A 19,763-nucleotide genomic window follows, 5' to 3' on the forward strand; every position below is an offset into this window, starting at 1 on the left:
AAAAATTAAATAAATTAATCTTTTGGACACCAATAATACAATTTATATTTAAGATTACATGGATTCGTGGAACGAACGTGTAATTACTTCAATTTGTTGTTCTTTTGTTAAACGAACAAAGTTCACTGCATATCCAGAAACACGAATAGTTAATTGTGGGTATTCTTCAGGACGCTCCATAGCATCAATCAGAGTTTCTTTATCCAATACATTAACATTTAAGTGTTGTGCATTGTTTAAGAAGTATCCATCAATAGTAGCTGTTAGGTTCTCAATTCTATCAGCTTCATTTGCTCCTAAAGATTTTGGTACAATTGAAAATGTATTTGAAATTCCATCTTGTGAATCTTCATAGCTAATTTTTGCTACAGAGTTTAACGATGCAATAGCTCCGTTTTTATCACGTCCGTGCATTGGATTTGCTCCAGGTGCAAATGCAATTCCGTGTGGTCTTCCATCAGGAGTTGCTCCTGTTTTTTTACCATAAGATACATTTGATGTAATTGTTAATACAGACATTGTTGGTGTTGCATTTTTGTATACAGGTAACTTTTTTAACTCGTCGTTAAAATCAGCCACCGCTTTTGCTGCTAATGAATCTGCTCTATCATCATCATTTCCGTAGCAAGGAAATTCTCCTTCAATTTTAAAGTCTACCGTTAAACCTTCTTCATTACGAACTGGTTTTACTTTTGCATATTTAATTGCTGAAAGTGAATCAGCTACAATTGATAAACCAGCAATACCATACGCAATGTTAATAGTTGGGTTAGTATCAATTAAAGCCATTTGCGCTTTCTCATAGTAGTACTTGTCATGCATATAATGAATAATATTCATAGAGTCATTGTACACACGTGCTACTTCTTTCATAGCTACTTTAAAGTTTGCCATTACTTTGTCAAAATCTAAATACTCATCAGTATATTCAGGAATTCCGTTGATTACTTGCGTTCCTGTAAATTCACAACGACCAGCATTTACTGCTAACAATAATGTTTTTGCTAAGTTAGTACGTGCTCCAAAGAATTGAATAGATTTTCCTAATTCTTGGTAAGAAACACAACAAGCAATTCCGTAATCATCAGATCCACGACTTCCAGACATTAATGTATCATTTTCAAACTGAATTGAAGATGTATCAATAGCTACTTTTGAACAAAACTTTTTAAAGTTTTCTGGTAAATCATTTGACCATAAAACAGTCATATTTGGTTCTGGTGATGGTCCTAAGTTGTATAAGGTATGTAAGAAACGGAACGATGTTTTTGTAACTTTAGTTCTTCCGTCAAAAAACATTCCTCCAATAGCTTCAGTTACCCAAGTTGGATCTCCTGCAAAAATTTCATCGTAAGCAGCCATACGTAAATGACGTACCATACGTAATTTCATAACCATTTGATCAATGTACTCTTGTGCTTCAACTTCAGTAATAATTCCTTTCGCTAAATCTTCTTCAATATAAATATCTAAGAAAGTAGAAACATTACCTAAAGACATTGCTGCTCCATCTTGCTCTTTTACCGCTGCTAAATAAGCCATATATGTCCACTGTACTGCTTCCCTTGCATTTTCAGCCGGACGGTTTAATTCAAGATTGTAACTATTTCCTAATTCAACAATTTCTTTTAAGGCTTTAATTTGTTCTGCAACTTCTTCACGTAAACGAATTACTTCATCACTCATTGGACCTGTAATAGCATTTTGATCAGCTTTTTTAGCTTCAATCAATTTGTCTACACCATATAATGCAATTCTTCTGTAATCACCAATTATTCTACCACGAGCATAATTATCTGGCAATCCTGTTAAAAATCCTAAAGAACGGAATCTTTTAATTTCTGGAGTGTATGCATCAAAAACACCATCGTTATGTGTTTTTACAAATTTTGAGAATAACGCTGTTAAATCTTCACTTGGCGCAACACCTTGCTCAGACAATGCTTTTTGAACAACTTTAAAACCTCCAAAAGGTTTCATCGTTCTTTTTAACAATTCATCTGTTTGTAAACCAACAATTACTTCATTCTCTCTATCAATATATCCCGCTGCAAATGCGCTAATAGTTGAAATAGTTTCAGTATCTACTGAACGAACTCCGTTACGATCTCTCTCTTCTTGCGTTGCTGCCTTACAAGCGTCCCATAACTTTGTAGTTTTTTCACTTGCTGCTTCTAAAAAATCATGTGTTCCGTGGTACGGAGTTATATTTTTTAATACAAAATCTCTTACGTTAATGGTACTTTCCCAAATTCCTTTTTTAAAACTTACTGTTTTCATGTATTTGTTTTTTTAATATAATAGCTTCTATTTTGAAAAAGACAAAAATACGACTAAAAGCTACTTATATCACATAAAAAAAGGATAAAATTACCTTTTAAACCTCACTTTTTTACTAAAACGTTTGAATTATATAGCTTAGAGCCCCTATTTTGCGGGCATCTATCAATTGAAACCTATCAAAAATCAATAAAGCATAATTTTTAGTTAAAATAGCAAACATTCAAATTGAAGATAATTTACTAAAAAGGCAAAAAAACGTCAGAAATTTACTTTTTTATTGAAATAAGTTCTCATAAAAAATCAAATTCACAATTTAGAAGTGTAAAGCATCTTTAAACATTCTTTAATTTCATCTTCAAAAAAAATGGTTTTTTGCAAAATAGGCGAATAATTTATATTTTGACCTAAACCAAGCTACAAACTAATGAAAACAACCGCTACAAGATTATTTGATTTTGCGTACCTGCAATTCAAAAACAATCCACAACCAAAATTATTCAATACCAAAAAGAATGGAGCGTGGATTCCCACTTCAACATCCTCATATATTGAACAAGCCAATACGGTAAGTAGAGCACTTTTAAGGCTAAATATAAAACCTGGAGATAAAATTGCCGTAGTTACCACAACCAACAGAGTAGAATGGAGTATTTTAGATTTGGCAGTGCTACAAATTGGCGCTATAAATGTACCCTTATACCCTACTATTTCATCAAAAGATTACGCCTACATCATCAATCATTCTGATGCTGTGTTGTGCTTTGTATCAGACAAAGACTTGGCAAAAAAAGTTTCAAAAATAAAAGAAGAAACACAACTACAAGATTTATATTCGTTTGATACCGTTAAAAATTGTTCCTCTTGGGAATCACTTTTAGCATTGGGAACTGATACTTCTAACCAACACGAAGTAGACGCTCTTAAACAAGCTGTTGATAAAACAGCTACTGCAACAATCATTTATACCTCGGGAACAACCGGAATTCCTAAAGGTGTGATGCTTAGTCACCAAAATATTGTTGAAAATACCTTTTCAAGCGCTAAATCTTTAAATTTAAATGCTGCAAATTACAAGGTTTTAAGTTATTTGCCTGTTTGTCACATTTTTGAACGTTTTGCCTTGTACTATTATCAATTAATGGGGTTTGAAATTTATTTTGCAGAATCTATTGAGCAATTAGGTGATAATTTACGCGAAGTAAAGCCACATTTTATTCCGGTAGTACCACGTCTTTTAGAAAAAATTTACGATAAAATTGTAGACAAAGGCAGCAACCTAACAGGTATTAAAAAAATGCTATTCTTTTGGGCTCTCAACTTAGGTAAAACCTATCAACCCTATCACAAAAATGGCTGGTGGTATCATTTTCAATTAAAAATTGCCAACAAACTTATTTTTAACAAATGGCGCGCTGCCTTGGGCGGAAACATTAAGTTTTTAGTTTCAGGAAGTGCTCCACTGCAACCACAGTTGATACAAATATTTACCGCTGCAAATATTCCTATTTTTGAAGGTTACGGAATGACCGAAACATCTCCTGGTATTTCATTAAATGATATTAGAAATAACGGATTAAAAATTGGATCGGTAGGAAAAGCATTAGAAGGTGTTACCATAAAAATTGCCGAAGATGGAGAAATTTTAGTGAAAGGCTCTAACGTTATGCAAGGATATTATAAGAATGAAGAACTTACTAAAAAAACAATTTTAAACGGATTCTTACACACTGGCGATATTGGTGAACTTGATGCTGAAGGATTTTTAAAAATTACCGATCGAAAAAAAGAAATGTTTAAAACTTCTGGAGGAAAATACATTGCGCCTGCAGTACTTGAAAATAAATTAAAAGAATCGCGTTTTATAGAACAAATTATGATTGTGGGTGAATCTCAAAAAATGGTGGCAGCCATTATTCAACCTCACTTTGAGTTTTTAATTGAATGGGCAAAAAGAAAAGGTATTGAAACTGATGGCACTGCACAGTCTTTAGTTCAAAACAAAAAAATAATTAAACGTATCCAAAAAGAAATTGACAAATCAAACAAAAAATTTGGGCAATGGGAACAAATTAAAGTGTTTGAATTAACCCCTGAAATTTGGAGTATAGACAACGAATTACTAACTCCAACCATGAAAATTAAACGAAGTGTTTTAAAAAAACAATACCAACACTTAATTCAAAAAATATACTCGAACTAGGCAATTCATTAATTGCAACTTTGGTTCTTGTGAAATCACTCAAAATTTTATACTTTGCAACGCTACATTTAAACCAAACCAAATGTCAAAAAAAATAAACAAACTATTCGAGTTTGCCTACCATCAGCTCGAAACATACAACTTGCCTAAAGCTTTTAATACAAAATATAATGGTGAGTGGAAAGCCACTTCTTCACAAGAATTTATAGATCAAGGAAATGCTGTTAGTCGTGGATTGCTAAAATTAGGTGTAAAACCTGGAGATAAAATAGCCGTAATTTCAACCAACAACAGAACCGAATGGAATATCTTAGATTTTGGAATGCTTCAAATTGGTGCTATTAATGTACCTATTTACCCTACTATTTCTGAAGAAGATTTTCTATATATTTTCAATCATGCAGAAGTAACACATTGCTTTTTATCAGATAAAGGTTTATACAAAAAAGTAAAATCTATTCGTAAAAAAGTAGCAACTTTACAAGAAGTTTATGCATTTGATGAGGTAAAAAAGTGTAAAAATTGGAATGAAATTTTAACATTAGGTGCAGATGAAAGCTTACAACCTCAAGTAGAAGAATTAAAAGAGCAGGTAAATGCTGAAGATTTAGCTACCATTATTTATACTTCTGGAACAACAGGCAAACCAAAAGGTGTTATGCTTTCACATAAAAATGTGGTTACAAATGTACTAGACAGTACACCAAGACTTCCATTAGAATTTGGTAAAATTAGCGCTTTAAGTTTTTTACCAGTTTGCCATATTTTTGAACGTATGTTGCATTACCTATACCAAAATAGTGGTACTTCCATTTATTTTGCTGAAAGTATGGAAACAATAGGCGATAATATAAAAGAAGTAAAACCGCATTTTATGACCGTTGTACCTCGCTTATTAGAAAAAGTGTACGATGGCATAATTAATAAAGGATCTGAATTAAAAGGAATCAAAAAGTTATTGTTCTTTTGGGCAGTAGATTTAGGTTTAAAATACGAACCTTACCAAGCCAATGGCTGGTGGTACGAACAAAAATTAAAACTTGCCAATAAATTAATTTTTAGTAAATGGCGCGAAGCCTTAGGAGGCAGATTGCAAACTATGGTCTCTGGAAGCGCTGCACTTCAACCAAGACTTACAAGAGTATTTACCGCAGCGCAAATGCCTGTAATGGAAGGTTACGGTTTAACTGAAACTTCACCAGTAATTTCAGTAAATATGATTGAAGGTGATATGTTTAAAATAGGAACCATTGGAAAAACAATTGATAACGTAACCGTTAAAATTGCCGATGATGGTGAAATTTTAGTAAAAGGACCGAACGTAATGCAAGGATACTACAAAGATCCTGAACGAACTAAAAGTGTAATGACTGGCGACTTTTTTCATACCGGTGATAAAGGAGAGTTTGATGAAAATGGTTTCCTTACAATAACAGGACGTAAAAAAGAAATATTTAAAACTTCGGGAGGTAAATATGTAGCACCTGCTTTATTAGAAAATCAAATGAAACAATCTCGTTTTATTGAACAAATATTAGTAATTGGTGAAGGACAAAAAATGCCTGCTGCCATTGTACAACCAAGTTTTGAATTTTTAAGAGAATGGGCACGTATTCACCACGAGCCAATTCCTGGGAGCAATGAAGAGTTAATTTCAAACCCACACATAATTGCACGTATTGGAAAAGAAATTAAAAAAGGAAACAAACATTTTGCAAAATGGGAAAAAATTAAACGTTTTGAATTGACACCTGATGTGTGGAGTATTGAAAATAACTTATTAACGCCAACAATGAAACCAAAACGTACTGAAATACTTGCAAAATACCAGCATTTACACGATAAAATTTACAAAAATTAATCAGAGATAAGTACGCAAAAACCATTCATTTTTCTATTTTTGTAAAACAAACCAAAATTTTATAAATGGAACAATTTATAGTATCAGCTCGTAAATACAGACCCCAAGTTTTTGAGGAAGTTGTAGGGCAACAAGCCATCACAAATACGCTTGAGAATGCTATAAAAAACAACCATTTAGCACAAGCATTATTGTTTACAGGGCCTCGTGGTGTAGGTAAAACAACTTGTGCTCGAATTTTGGCAAAAAAAATAAATGAAAACGCAGGTGAAACAAGTGATGATGATTTTGCATTTAACATTTTTGAGTTAGATGCCGCTTCAAACAACTCTGTTGATGATATTCGAAGTTTAACAGATCAAGTTAGAATTCCGCCACAAACAGGAAAGTTTAAGGTGTATATTATTGATGAGGTACATATGCTCTCACAAGCCGCCTTTAACGCGTTTTTAAAAACACTTGAAGAACCACCAGCACACGCTATCTTTATTTTAGCAACTACTGAAAAACATAAGATTATACCAACAATTTTATCGCGTTGTCAAATCTTTGATTTCAAAAGAATTGGTGTGTTAGATGCCAAAAAGTATTTAGAAAAAATAGCGCTAGAAGAAGGCGTTCAAGCAGAAGACGATGCCCTACACATTATTGCTCAAAAAGCCGATGGCGCTATGCGTGATGCCTTGTCTATTTTTGATAGAGTAGTTAGTTTTTCAGGAAAAGAATTAACTCGAAAAGACGTTACCGAAAATTTAAATGTCTTAGACTACGATGAGTATTTTATAACTACTGATTATTTGTTAGAAAATAAAATACCAGATGTGTTGCTACATTTCAACAGCATTTTAGCCAAAGGATTTGAAGGGCATCACTTTATAAGTGGCTTGGCATCGCACTTTAGAGATTTGCTAGTGGCAAAAGATAAAATTACCATTGAATTATTAGAAGTTGGTGACAATGCCAAAAAGAAATATTTAAAGCAGTCTGAACAATGTGCAATGTCTTTTCTACTACAAGCTATAGACTTGGCCAATGACTGCGATTTAAAATATAAAAGCAGTAAAAATCAACGACTTTTAGTTGAACTTACGTTAATGCAGTTAGCCTCTATCACTTTTGATGGAGAAAAAAAAAATAGCAAACCTTACATAATTGCTGCAATTCATTACCGTTCAAAAGTAAAAAGATTAGCAAAAAGTAAAGTTACAACTAGCGCTAAATTAGCCAATGTAAAACAAGAAATTACAGCTATAAGTAAGCAAGCTATTACACAACCAACAAGTAAACCTCCTACACTAAAAACAGGAACTCGCAGACCATCTGCACTTACCTTAAAAAGTATTCACCTAAAAAAGGAAATTGCAAATACAGAAGTTGAGTTTGAAGAAGTAGAAGGATTGCCTAGCGATACTTTTACAGCGCAAAAAGCCGTTGAATTTTGGAATATTTATATTGAAAAGCTATTAAAAAAGGGACATAAAAGTGTGGCTTCTATTATGAAAACTGATGTACCTACCGTAAAAGGAAATGAGATACATTACACCTTACCCAACGCGTTAATGAAAGACCAATTAACCCGTGAAAAAACTTATCTACTAAAATTCCTTCGTGAAAGCCTTAACAATTTTAAAACTGAAATTGTAATCCATGTAAACGAAGAAGAAACAAAAAGATTTGCCTACACACCACAAGAACGCTATGAAAAATTAAAAGAAAAAAATAGCGCCTTAGAATTGTTCAAAAAAACATTTGATTTAGATTTATAAGGTATTCACAAAAGCACCCATCACTTTTTAATTAAATTCTTATTGAAAGTACTATAAATACATTCTTTTTTGAATTGTAACCGTTCGCTATTTCTTTATGTAACCACTAAAAATTAAAACTGTACACTAAAATTGTAAATTTAGCTTTCCATATTGCAAATTTTCATAAATTAGGACTTTTAATAAAGCCTTTAAAAACTAAAATTTAAATTTGATATATAATGATGTTAGGACTACAGTTTGAAACTGAAACCTCGTGGGCTGAGATTGCCAAAAACGATTTACAACAAATTTTAACAGATCACGCCTATGCAGAGCAAAAAGCCTCAGCAAACGCTACATCCATTATAATAAACTATTCTGAAGAGACCAAATTAGTACAAGAAATGGCGCTTATTGCCATTGAAGAATTGGAACATTTTAAAATGGTTCATGACATTATGATAGCACGCGGAATGGTTTTAGGACGCGCACAAAAAAATGACTATGCGGCACATTTACAACAGTATTTCCCTAAAACAAAAGACCGTTTAGAAAGTTTAATACAACGCTTGTTAATTGCGGCACTTATTGAAGCCAGAAGTTGTGAACGCTTTAAAGTATTTGCAGACAATATAAAAGACGAAGCACTGTCTAAATTTTATTTAGACTTAATGGCATCAGAAGCCAACCACTATAAAACCTTTTTAAATTTTGCTCGAGAATACCAAGATAGGGCAATTGTAGATGAAAAATGGAAAGGACTGCTACAGTATGAAGCAGAATTTATGAAATCAAGAGGGTTTAAAGCAAAAATACACGGATAATGTACAGTAAAGAAGAATCAGCAAAAATAAGAGAAGAATTTTGGACAAGTTACGGAAAGTCTTTCCCAAGAAAATGGCTATTGTATCGTACCCAAATTAAAGACTTTAATTTTAAGTTTGTTGCAGATAAAAAAGAAGCCTTGGTGTGTTTAGATATTGAATCATTTGACAAAACCAAAAATCAATTACTATTTGAGCAAGTATTAGAAGTAAAAAGTAACCTTATAGAAGATTATATTCCTGATGTGGTTTTTGATGAATTGTATCCGTTAAGCAACGGCAAAATTATTCATAGAATTTATGTTACCTATAAAGGAGAATTTAATATGCATAACAAAGCTACTTGGCAAGGTGTATTTCTATTTTTTAATGAGGCTATGCATCAATTTGAAGAGTTCTATGAAGATTTTGAAGACTTTATTAAACGAGCAATATTTTAGATGTATGTAGCCTTTAGCTATTTGCTGTTTAAGATTTTGGCATTCAAATTATAACTTCGACTCCGCTCAGTGAACTATACAAATAACCTATGAGAAAAACAATGGCCTACTTTTCATTTCTGTAGGAATACAAAAAATGTGGAGCGGTAAGCATTCAAAGAACGTAGTGGTCTGAATGCGATAGTGAAACATTTGAACGTATTCAAAGAAATTAAAATAAGCCTAGATTTTTGGTTCTTTTCATCAATGGAAAAGAACAATAAAAATTCAATTTATTACACTTTATAATATTCACCCCCCGAACCATCACTTCGACTCCGCTCAGTGACCAACACAAAATAACTTATGATAAAAACAACTGCCTACTTTTCATTTCTGTAGAAAATACTTCTTATGAAAAGATTACATGCTTTCTTGTGAAACCTTTTATTAACTTTTCCATTGATGAAAAGTTACAAAAATCTAGGCTTACGATAAAAGCGCTAAATTTATGGTTCATAGGCTAAATTTTAAGAACTCGTATGTAGAAATTTCAAAAGTAGAAGCTTGCAACAACTCAAACAACTTAAAATTTTACGCCTATTTCTCTGCAAATTTCACACGCTTTTCTCGATAGGCCGAATGTAGTTCAAATTGTAATTTTAGTTTTAATATAACCTATAAACTATTCAACCTTTAAACTCATAAACACGGAATCATCACTTCGACTCCGCTCAGTGACCAGTACAACTACCTCTTAAACCTTTAACCCCAAACCAACTCAAAAACACTGAATCATCAATTCGACTCCGCTCAGTGACTGATACATAATAACCTATGATATAAACAACGGCCTACTTTTCATTTCTGTAGGAATACAAAAAATGTGAAACGGTAAGCATTCAAAGAACGCAGTGGTCTGAATGCGAAAGTGAAACATTTGTACGTATTCAAAGAAATTAAAATAAGCCTAGATTTTAGGTTCTTTTCATCAATGGGAAAGAACAATAACAATTTAGTTTATTACACTTAATAATATTCCACCACCTAACCATCACTTCGACTCCGCTCAGCGACCAGTACAACTACCTCTTCAACCTCATTTTTAAGCGTTAAAAAAAAGAACAGCTTAAACACATAAAAAATATATCTTTGCACTATGAATTCAATACAAAACGATACTATTATTGCATTGGCAACCTCAGCAGGTGTTGGGGCCATTGCTGTAATACGACTTTCAGGTGAACAGGCCATCCAAATTGTAAATAAACACTTTGCATCTAAATTTGGAAACAAAGATTTAACCACCGTAAAATCGCACACTATTCATTTAGGAAATATTGTAGATGATACACATATTATAGATGAAGTATTGGTATCTATATTTAAAAACCCAAATTCATATACTGGTGAAAATGTAGTAGAAATAAATTGTCACGGTTCTGTATACATTCAACAAGAAATTTTACAATTATTTTTAAAAAATGGCGTTCGACATGCCGATGCTGGTGAATTTACCTTACGTGCATTTTTAAATGGAAAAATGGATTTAAGTCAGGCTGAAGCTGTAGCCGATTTAATTGCTTCAAATTCTGCCGCCTCACACCAAGTTGCATTGCAACAAATGCGTGGTGGATTTAGTTCTGAAATTGTAAACTTACGCCAACAATTACTAAATTTTGCAAGTTTAATTGAATTAGAATTGGATTTTGCTGAAGAAGATGTTGAATTTGCAGACAGAAGTGAATTTAAAAAACTTATTTCCCAAATTAACAAAGTATTGAAACGCTTGATAGACTCCTTTGCCTTGGGGAATGTCTTAAAAAATGGAATTCCTGTAGCTATTGTAGGAGAACCAAATGTTGGAAAATCTACCTTACTCAACGCGCTTTTAAATGAAGAAAAAGCCATTGTAAGTCATATCGCCGGAACAACACGAGATGCCATTGAAGATGAAATAACTATTGATGGAGTTGCCTACCGTTTTATAGATACGGCTGGAATTAGAAATACAGAAGATTTTGTTGAAAACATTGGTATTCAAAAAACATTTGAAAACATTGAAAAAGCACAATTGGTATTGCATTTAATTGATAGTTCTAAAGTAGATAACCTACAAAATAGCATGGAGGCCTTGGAACAAAAATACCCTTCAAAAAAAATATTAACCATTATAAACAAAGCCGATTTACTTTCGGAAGCAGCCATTGCACAGCTTCAACATAAAATTTCTAACCTGTTAATTCTATCTGCAAAAAATAAAACGGGTATTCATAGTCTAACCACTACCCTTACGGAATTGGCAAATAAAGGAGCGTTAAGTAACAATGAAACTATTGTGAGCAACGCTCGGCATTTTGAAGCGTTGAACAATGCCTATACAGCTATGCAAGACATTCAAAAATCTATAGACAACCAAGTAAGTACCGATTTGTATGCTATTGATATTCGGCAAGCACTATTTCATTTAGGTGAAATTACAGGAGAAGTTACTACCGAAGATTTATTGGGTAATATTTTTGCAAATTTCTGTATCGGGAAATAGTACTTATTTGTTCAAAAAATTAGTTCCTTTTTGCAAAATCTAAATCTAATACATTAAAATTATTAGATGCTTTTACCAGCAATGTTGATCCTATAGTTTCAAATAAATGATTTGTTTTCAAAACAAATTCAGCTTGTTTTTCAATTTGGTAATTTGGAATTCCAATAATGGTTAAATCTGTTACTTTTGATTTCTCTTCAATAAGGTTGTAAAATGGTTTTTGTTCAACCGCATTATTTATAATAATTATTTCAACATTTACCCTAAGATCTTCTACTAATTTATAAATTTTAGTATGAATTATTTTTTTATCTACATTGTTATTATTTACAAATAACACCCTAATACTTGTATTATTCCAACGTGGAGATGCAATTATAAAACGTGCTATATTCAACATCATTTCCGCATTTTTACTATCTGTTTCACGCCACCAAAAATCTACCGTATCATAGGTTCCAAACTTGGCTTTTTTATCAAAATCTAAATACAGTAGGTTATAATCTAAATACAATAATGTTTGGGTCATTTTAGAGTATTCCTTCGAGTTTTCTAATCCTTTTGGCCACCCCATCATAATGGTATTAGGTTCTACACCCGAAAATCCAAAGGCAGAAGCAATAGTAGTAATCCCATCATAAATATTGCTTACTTTTATTTGTCTTCCAAATATTCCCAATTCTTTAAACGCTTCACTTTTTACAATTTGCTCTGATTTTTTAAGCGGTTGTGAATTGGAAGTGTCTAATATCAATTTAAAATTTGTTACAATTCCTGTGCGTCCTGAAACTGTTTTACCCAATTGCAACAAATACGATTGATGATCACTTTGCCCACTAAACAAAATGATATTAGGATTCCAATTAGATTTTTCTACTTGTTGCTCGTCAATTTTCTTCAAGCCTTTATTCACAACATTTTCCCATACACTTTGCCAAACATCATTTGTTTGTAATTTAACTTCTTTACGTTGCAACCAAAAATACAAACCACCAATTACAATTAAAGCGCCAAACATGGCAAGCGTATCTAATTTAAACATCACTCCAAAACAAGCCATAAACCCTAGTAACCCAATCCAACGTCTAATTTTAAACGTGGGTTGAAAATCGGGGTTTGCCCAACTTTCTAAAAAAAAGGAAATATTGATAAAACCATAAGCGGTTATATAAAACATAGAAACTATACGTGCTATAACATCTAACTCACCAATTAATATCCCTGCTTGTGCAATTATAAATACCAATAACAAGGCATTTACAGGTTCGTTATTTTCCCCATTTCCTTTACCAAATATTTTAGGTGTTATTTTATCAATAGACATGGCTTGCAAAATTCTAGGACCTCCTAAAATACCACCAATGGCAGATGAAAGGGTAGCTCCCCAAATACCTGCAACTACGGCTGGTGAAAACAACGCAATTTTCATTAAAATATTATAATCGGAAATCAATACATCGGTAGTTACTGTATTGGCTAAAAACACCGCCAATCCTATATAAACTACAAGCCCTACACCAATAGCCATTAATGTTCCTTTCGGAATGGAGTTTTTGGGATCTTTTAAATCGCCACTCATAGCAATACCTGCCGTAAATCCTGTAACAGCCGGGAAAAAGATAGCAAATACTACTTCCATAGAAACCGCATGCCTAGGTGCTAACAACTGCACTGTTTCAGGTTGAAAATTAGATGTTCCAAAAAACACTGCAATTAATGAAATTATAATGGCGGCTAAAATTAAAAACTGTGTTTTTAATGCTAAGGATGTGCTTATTAAAGCCAATATGGTTAACCCAACAAGAGCTAATGTACCTGTTAAACGAATGTCATTAATTGCCAACCCAAAGCCAAAATAATCGTTGAAACTTTCAGCAAATCCAATTAAATACAATGCAATAGAGAGTGACGTACCTACATAAAGTGCAATACCTATAGAACCTCCAATAGGAATTCCCATACTTCTAGATAACACATAATAAATACCACCTGCTCCAATTTTTTTATCGGTGGCAATAGAAGAAACACTTAAACCTGTGGTTACGGCTATAACGTGTGCTAACACAATAATAACAATGGCACCTAACAAACCTGCGTTTCCAACTACCCAGCCCAAACGCATATACATAATTACCCCTAAAATAGTAAGAATAGAAGGTGTAAAAACTCCTTCAAACGTTCCAAATTTTTTTCCTTCAGCCATTATTTAAATACCTTTTTTAAGTGTACCAATTAAAAAAATAAATATAGCTTTTATATTTTTAAAATCACTGGTAAATTTTACCACGCTTATGAATATATATTTTAGACCACACCACGTGTTTTATTGTTTAATACTCTAGATAATGTATCTTTGATCCGTAAAATTTTATGTTTATATGCGCATACAAGACTTCGTAGGAACCTATACCATTGTTGGAAGCAACCAAGATGCATCTGCACATACTTACAAAGGCACGCTACACTTAACACTTGATGAAAACCAACGCATACTGGCCACTTGGCGCATAGAAAACAACCAAACACAAGTTGGAACTGGTTTTTTTAAAGATGGCATTTTAGTGATTAATTTCAGTTATATTGGTGAAGATCACAACACATTTAAAGGTGTTGTAGTGTACCGTTGTATTACCACAAACCTCCTCGATGGTTTTTGGTCTGAAAAACATGGAGATCCTTTATATTTAGGATCTGAACGTTGTTATCGCATTCAGCCTCCCAAAGAACTTTTAAACTAAATGTATGCAGTGTCCTTGTAATCCTCAAAAAAAATACAGTGCGTGCTGTCAAAAAGCACATCAAAATATTGCTACGGTTAGCACAGCCGAACAACTAATGCGCTCAAGATACAGTGCGTTTGTTTTGGCAAATGTAACTTACTTACAAAAAAGTCATCACAGCTCTACCAGACCAAATAAACAAGAAAAAAGAGACATAGAAAAATGGACAAAATCTGTACAATGGCTTCAATTAGATGTTTTAAACAGCAGCGAACACACCGTTGAATTTAAGGCTTACTTTCAGGAAAATGGATTGGTGCAAGTAATTCATGAAAATTCTAAATTCTGCAAAGAACACAACCATTGGGTGTACGTAGGTGCGCTAAACTAAACACCGCTAACAACATTCTTTTGGGCAAAAAAAATGAGGTACTTTTCAGCACCTCATTCAATGTTCATAATTTTAATTGTATCAACGTTTTAATAAGCGTTTCCAAAGTGATTTTTTAGGCACATCTTCGCCATAGCCATAGCCATAACCATAGCCATAGCCGTAGCCGTAACCATAGCCATAGCCTCTTTCCATATCTAAATCGTTGAGTAAAACTGCCATATTTGGCAATCGTTTTTCATCATACAATTTCTTTGGAATTTCTAACAAACGTTTGTCTAAATGATTGGCGCGCACTACATACAAACATAAATTGGCATGATGACTTAACAACAAAGTATCAGTAACCATTTTAACAGGTGCCGTATCTACAATTACGTAATCGTATTGCGCTTTTCCATACGCCAATACTTCATCAAAACGACCATTCATTAACAGTTCTGACGGATTTGGAGGCACCATACCTGAGTTTAATACATCAAAATTTCCTTCAGGGTAATGTTGAATAATTTCGGAAAGTGTTATATGTTCATCCATTAAATATTCAGTCAACCCTACTCTTTGATTTAACTTTAAATATTCATTGAATTTTGGTTTTCGCACATCAGCGCCTACCAACAATACTTTTTTATTAGACAATGCCAATACAGCAGCTAAGTTTAACGCCAAAAATGTTTTTCCTTCAGAAGGTAAGGTAGAAGTTACAAATACCACGTTTGATGTTTCTTTTACACCTGCCAACATAAAATTAATATTGGTTCGCAACATTCTAAACGATTCAGAAATGGCATCTCTATCATTTTCAGAAACTACAATTTTATGGTCAGCGGTTGTTTTAGGTATTTCACCAATAATAGGTGCTTTTACCAGTTCTTCCACATCTTTGTTTGTATGTACTTTATTGTCTAATAAAAACAATACATACAATACCACAAACGGAATTAAAAACCCAATACCCACAGCGGCAATTAGCACCAACAATCTTTTAGGACTCACAGGAACATCACTACCATCAGCTGCATCTATCACTTTTGCATTGGGAGCTGTTACTGCTAAAGAAATGGCATTTTCTTCTCGTTTTTGCAGCAAGTATAAATATAAGGTTTCAATAATTTGTTGCTGCCGTTGCATGTCTCTAAATTCACGCTCTTGTTGCGGTACTGAAAAAATTCGTGAATGAATTTTTTGTTCTTCTTGTGTTGCTTGTTGCAGAGAAATTTGCAGCGATGATTTTAAATTCACCAAGCTTTGTGCAATACTCCCACGCAATTCATCAATTTGCGCATTTAAATTTACAATAATAGGATGCTTCTCATTAGAGCTTTTTAAAATTCTGTTGCGCTCTAATAACAATTCATTGTACTGTTCACTGTTGGCATTTACTGTACCATCACTTAACCCTAAATTTGCAGGTAACAATTTTTCTTCATTTGCCGCAAGATAACTAGCCACATAATCGGTTAATTTTAGTTGGGTATTTATTGTTACAATTTGCTTTTCCAAATCTGCATTGCTTTCCAATACTAGCGTAGCTTCTGAAGGAATATCTGTTAGCTGGTTGGTGGTTTTAAATTGTTCTACTCCTTTATCAACCATTGATAAGTCTTTTTCAATCACCGCCAAACGTTCATTGATAAAAACATTGGTATTGTTTCCTATCAAACTTTTGTCTTCAATAGCATCTTTATTGTATTGCTTTACCAACCCATTTAAAATAGCTTCGCATTTTAATTTAATAGTTCCTTGCAGACTTAAGTTAATTAAACTCGATTTTTTAAAAAGCAACTCTACGCTTAATCGTTCCCTTAAATCTTCCACTACTTTTTTTAAGGGCTGTACGTTCACTAGCAGTTCTTCATTCAAATAATTAGACTGCATCATTTTAGGTGTAATCATAAAATTCCCAAAAGCTGCTTGTACCTTTTCCCCAAATACATGCGTGCTTACCTTTGTTCCTTCGGCATTAAAAAGTTGGAATTGCGTATCAGAAATTGCCACCACTGCAAATGTGGTGTCTAACTTGTACAGTTGTTCCTTATTGTAAAAGTTGATATTGAAAGGCACATCATCCTTATACTGTTCAGAAGTACGTACCCTTCCTTTTTTGTAATATAAAATATGAAGTTCTAACTCTTTAACCACCTGTGTCATTAAGCTTCTAGATTTTAACAAACCTATTTCATTATCTATAGATGTATTACCACCGCCCATCAATCCTAAATCTTCAAAGGCCGCTAGTTCCGAAGGTAAACCTCCACTATCTTCATCATCAATTAAAATGGTTGTAGCCACTTCATATTGGTTTGGGGTATAACGTAAGTAGGCAAAAGCAGCAAACAGCGCCACACTCACACCTAGTACAAACCATTTCCAATGAAAAACATATTTTTCAATAATTTCTCGATAATTCACAGGTTCTTCTTCTAAGAACATATAATTTAAAGGGTTTTCTTTTTGCATCATAAGGGGTGTTAGTTTAAGAGAATGGCTACCAAAGAGATTAAAATAGATACAGAGGAAAGAATAACCCCTGTATTTGCTCCTACTGCCGAATTGTTTACCCTGGTTTTGTTAGGTTCAACATACAGTACATCATTTTGCGCCAAATAAAAATAAGGCGAATTAAAAAGTTCTTTGTTGGTTAAATCTATATTGATAAATGTTCTTTTTCCTTTTTGTTCACGTATCAACAATACATTTTTTCTATTGCCGTAAATGGTTAAATCTCCTGCCAAAATAATGGCATCTAAAATTGAAATACGGCCGTTTGCAATGGTATAAGCACCTGGCTTTTGCACTTCACCAGTAACACCCACCTTAAAATTGGTTAGCCTAATGTTAATGGTAGGCTGTTTTATATATTCCCCAATACGTGTGGTTAAAACTGTTTTCAATTCTTTGGTGGTATAACCTTCTACTTTTAAATCGCCCAAAATGGGAAATTGAATTTGACCATCACTATCTACCAAATAGGTTAAAGGTTTAGAGTTTGAAATACTATTCCCAAGTACGGGCGTTTCATACAAATTAAAAGGCAAGGCTGCCACGCCATCTACCGCCGATACATTGATTCCTAAAATATCTCCTACTTGTATTTTAGGCTCAAAATTTAGCAAACTGTCTTGTACTTGCACTCCTTCTACTTCTTGAAAGTAAATTATTTTTTCAGGAGAAGCACAACTAAACAATAGGATTGTTAGCAATCCAATTACATAATATTTATTCATAATTTTTATTCTTGTATCTACTTTATAAAATATGTTAGTCTTTTTTATTCTTTGGTTCATCCATAAAAATTAGAATCCATCCAATTAATAAAACAACCACTACAATTGTTAATACCCAATACCGCATTTGTATTTCCATTTCTCTTATATTTTAACACCCAATCCTGTCACCCTAAGCCTGTCGAAGCATCTCAACTGTCATCCTGAGCACAGCGAAGGATCTCAAATGTCATTCTGAGCACAGCGAAGGATCTCAAATGTCATTCTGAGAACAGCGAAGGATCTCACAACCCAAATGTCATCCTGAGCACAGCGAAGGATCTCTTTTAAATTCACTATATATGTCATCCTGAGCACAGCGAAGGATCTCAATTGTCATCCTAAGCTTATCGAAGCATTTCAAATGTCATCCTGAACCTATAGAAGCATCTCATCACTTCACAATCTTTTTCTTCAACAGGTAAAACACCAACAAAAACACCCCAAACGATGCCAACAATACTCCTAACATGAAAAAACTATGCAGCAAAGCCGAAAGCTCCAAAATAAATATCACAAAGGCATAATTCACAAATCCCAACAACATAGCCACAGAAAAATGAGACATTCCTAAGTCTATTAAAATATGATGAGTATGATTACGATCTGGGTATAACGGACTTTTACGCTGTAACAAGCGCACGCCTATTACCCGAAACATATCAAACAACGGAATGCACAAAATAGCTGCTAGCACAAACAATTCGTTTTCAGGTTTAAACGCAAAATGGCTGTATAAACTAATATCTATGGCTAAAAACTTTAAGGATAAAAAACCAATACAAAACCCTATTAATAACGAGCCTGTATCACCCATAAATATTTTTTTGGTTGAAGAAAAATTATAGTACAAATAGGCAATTAACATACCTATAAAACTTAAGCACAATAAAAAGTAAAAATAAAAGCTGGTTGCCCAAAATACCAAGGCAAAAATGCTAAAAATAACAATGGCTACCATAGCTGCCAAACCATCAATTCCATCAATTAAATTGTATGCATTTATAATGGTTAATACCAACAATACACTCAACACATACATCATAGCTGCGGGTACTTCATAAATACCTAAAAATCCATGTAAATTGGTTTCTTCTAAAGCACTATGAAAAAACAAAAATAAGGTTGCCAAGGTTTCTAACACCAATTTTACACGTGGTGTAGATACTACCAAATCATCTTTTGCTCCTACCACAAAAATTAAGGTACTTGCCGCAATTAAATTTAAGCCAATATGCTCCGTATCAAAGTATTGAATAAAAAACATGGTAATAATTAAAGTAATAAAAAAAGCAATGCCTGCCATAGTTGGCGTAGCGGTGCTATGCGAACTACGTTCATTGGGTTTGTCGTTTAGTTTACGTGCAAGAATCACCCAGGTAATTTTTGGAATGACATAGTACACCAATAAAAAGGAGTTGAGTACTGCCAAGATACTAACCACTAGCAAATTAGACATGAATTGTTGTAGCATTTTTTAAAACTTTTACAGTTAATGAAAAAAAT

The 19,763-nt window shown here is 33.2% G+C and carries 13 protein-coding genes; 8 read left to right on the top strand and 5 right to left on the bottom strand.

Going from position 1 to position 19,763, the window contains the following annotated elements:
- Positions 1-54 precede the first annotated feature (54 nt).
- Positions 55-2,280: a formate C-acetyltransferase gene (gene pflB, locus ACFQ5N_RS10030; RefSeq protein WP_386809364.1), complete on the bottom strand. Its 2,226-nt coding sequence runs from the start codon at positions 2,278-2,280 to the stop codon at positions 55-57.
- A gap of 427 nt (positions 2,281-2,707) precedes the next feature.
- On the opposite strand from pflB, the gene ACFQ5N_RS10035 reads away from it, so the two are divergent.
- The 6 genes from ACFQ5N_RS10035 (at position 2,708) to mnmE (ending at position 11,880) form a co-directional block, all read left to right on the top strand.
- Positions 2,708-4,483, top strand: a complete 1,776-nt coding sequence (locus ACFQ5N_RS10035) for an AMP-dependent synthetase/ligase (protein WP_386809365.1) — start codon at positions 2,708-2,710, stop codon at positions 4,481-4,483.
- 82 nt (positions 4,484-4,565) lie between these two features.
- On the top strand, positions 4,566-6,344 hold the full coding sequence (locus tag ACFQ5N_RS10040; RefSeq protein ID WP_386809366.1) for an AMP-dependent synthetase/ligase: 1,779 nt from the start codon (positions 4,566-4,568) through the stop codon (positions 6,342-6,344).
- A gap of 65 nt (positions 6,345-6,409) precedes the next feature.
- Entirely contained in the window at positions 6,410-8,110 is a 1,701-nt protein-coding gene (dnaX, locus tag ACFQ5N_RS10045) for a DNA polymerase III subunit gamma/tau (protein WP_386809367.1), read from the top strand.
- A 224-nt stretch (positions 8,111-8,334) separates the two neighbouring features.
- Positions 8,335-8,916 carry a tRNA-(ms[2]io[6]A)-hydroxylase gene (gene miaE, locus ACFQ5N_RS10050; protein ID WP_386809719.1) on the top strand — a complete coding sequence of 194 codons (582 nt, stop codon included), beginning with the start codon at positions 8,335-8,337 and terminating at the stop codon, positions 8,914-8,916.
- Positions 8,916-9,356, top strand: a complete 441-nt coding sequence (locus ACFQ5N_RS10055) for a DUF4268 domain-containing protein (protein WP_386809368.1) — start codon at positions 8,916-8,918, stop codon at positions 9,354-9,356. The genes miaE and ACFQ5N_RS10055 overlap by 1 nt, the downstream gene beginning before the upstream one ends.
- Before the next feature lie 1,138 nt (positions 9,357-10,494).
- Positions 10,495-11,880 carry a tRNA uridine-5-carboxymethylaminomethyl(34) synthesis GTPase MnmE gene (gene mnmE / locus ACFQ5N_RS10060; protein ID WP_386809369.1) on the top strand — a complete coding sequence of 462 codons (1,386 nt, stop codon included), beginning with the start codon at positions 10,495-10,497 and terminating at the stop codon, positions 11,878-11,880.
- Positions 11,881-11,899: 19 nt separating this feature from the next.
- Here the strand turns inward: mnmE and ACFQ5N_RS10065 are convergent, their stop codons facing one another.
- A complete protein-coding gene (locus tag ACFQ5N_RS10065) occupies positions 11,900-14,083 on the bottom strand; it encodes an amino acid permease (protein ID WP_386809370.1) in 2,184 nt (727 codons plus the stop codon).
- Between the two features lie 175 nt (positions 14,084-14,258).
- Here ACFQ5N_RS10065 and ACFQ5N_RS10070 point away from each other — a divergent pair, with 175 nt between their 5' ends.
- Positions 14,259-14,618, top strand: a complete 360-nt coding sequence (locus ACFQ5N_RS10070; RefSeq protein WP_386809371.1) for a hypothetical protein — start codon at positions 14,259-14,261, stop codon at positions 14,616-14,618.
- A 4-nt stretch (positions 14,619-14,622) separates the two neighbouring features.
- Complete coding sequence (locus tag ACFQ5N_RS10075) at positions 14,623-14,991, top strand: YchJ family protein (protein WP_386809372.1); 369 nt, start codon at positions 14,623-14,625, stop codon at positions 14,989-14,991.
- 81 nt (positions 14,992-15,072) lie between these two features.
- Here the strand turns inward: ACFQ5N_RS10075 and ACFQ5N_RS10080 are convergent, their stop codons facing one another.
- From ACFQ5N_RS10080 to ACFQ5N_RS10090, 3 genes are all read right to left on the bottom strand, one after another.
- Positions 15,073-17,454, bottom strand: coding sequence for a GumC family protein (locus ACFQ5N_RS10080; RefSeq protein ID WP_386809373.1), 2,382 nt, complete (start codon positions 17,452-17,454; stop codon positions 15,073-15,075).
- Positions 17,455-17,462: 8 nt separating this feature from the next.
- Positions 17,463-18,218: a polysaccharide biosynthesis/export family protein gene (locus tag ACFQ5N_RS10085; protein WP_386809374.1), complete on the bottom strand. Its 756-nt coding sequence runs from the start codon at positions 18,216-18,218 to the stop codon at positions 17,463-17,465.
- Positions 18,219-18,651: 433 nt separating this feature from the next.
- The gene (locus ACFQ5N_RS10090; protein WP_386809375.1) at positions 18,652-19,731 is read right to left on the bottom strand and encodes an MraY family glycosyltransferase; all 1,080 of its coding nucleotides are present in this window, start codon (positions 19,729-19,731) and stop codon (positions 18,652-18,654) included.
- Between the last annotated feature and the right edge of the window lie 32 nt (positions 19,732-19,763).

It is taken from the genome of Lutibacter holmesii (assembly GCF_042679665.1).
In the GTDB taxonomy this organism is placed as follows: Bacteria; Bacteroidota; Bacteroidia; order Flavobacteriales; family Flavobacteriaceae; genus Lutibacter; species Lutibacter holmesii.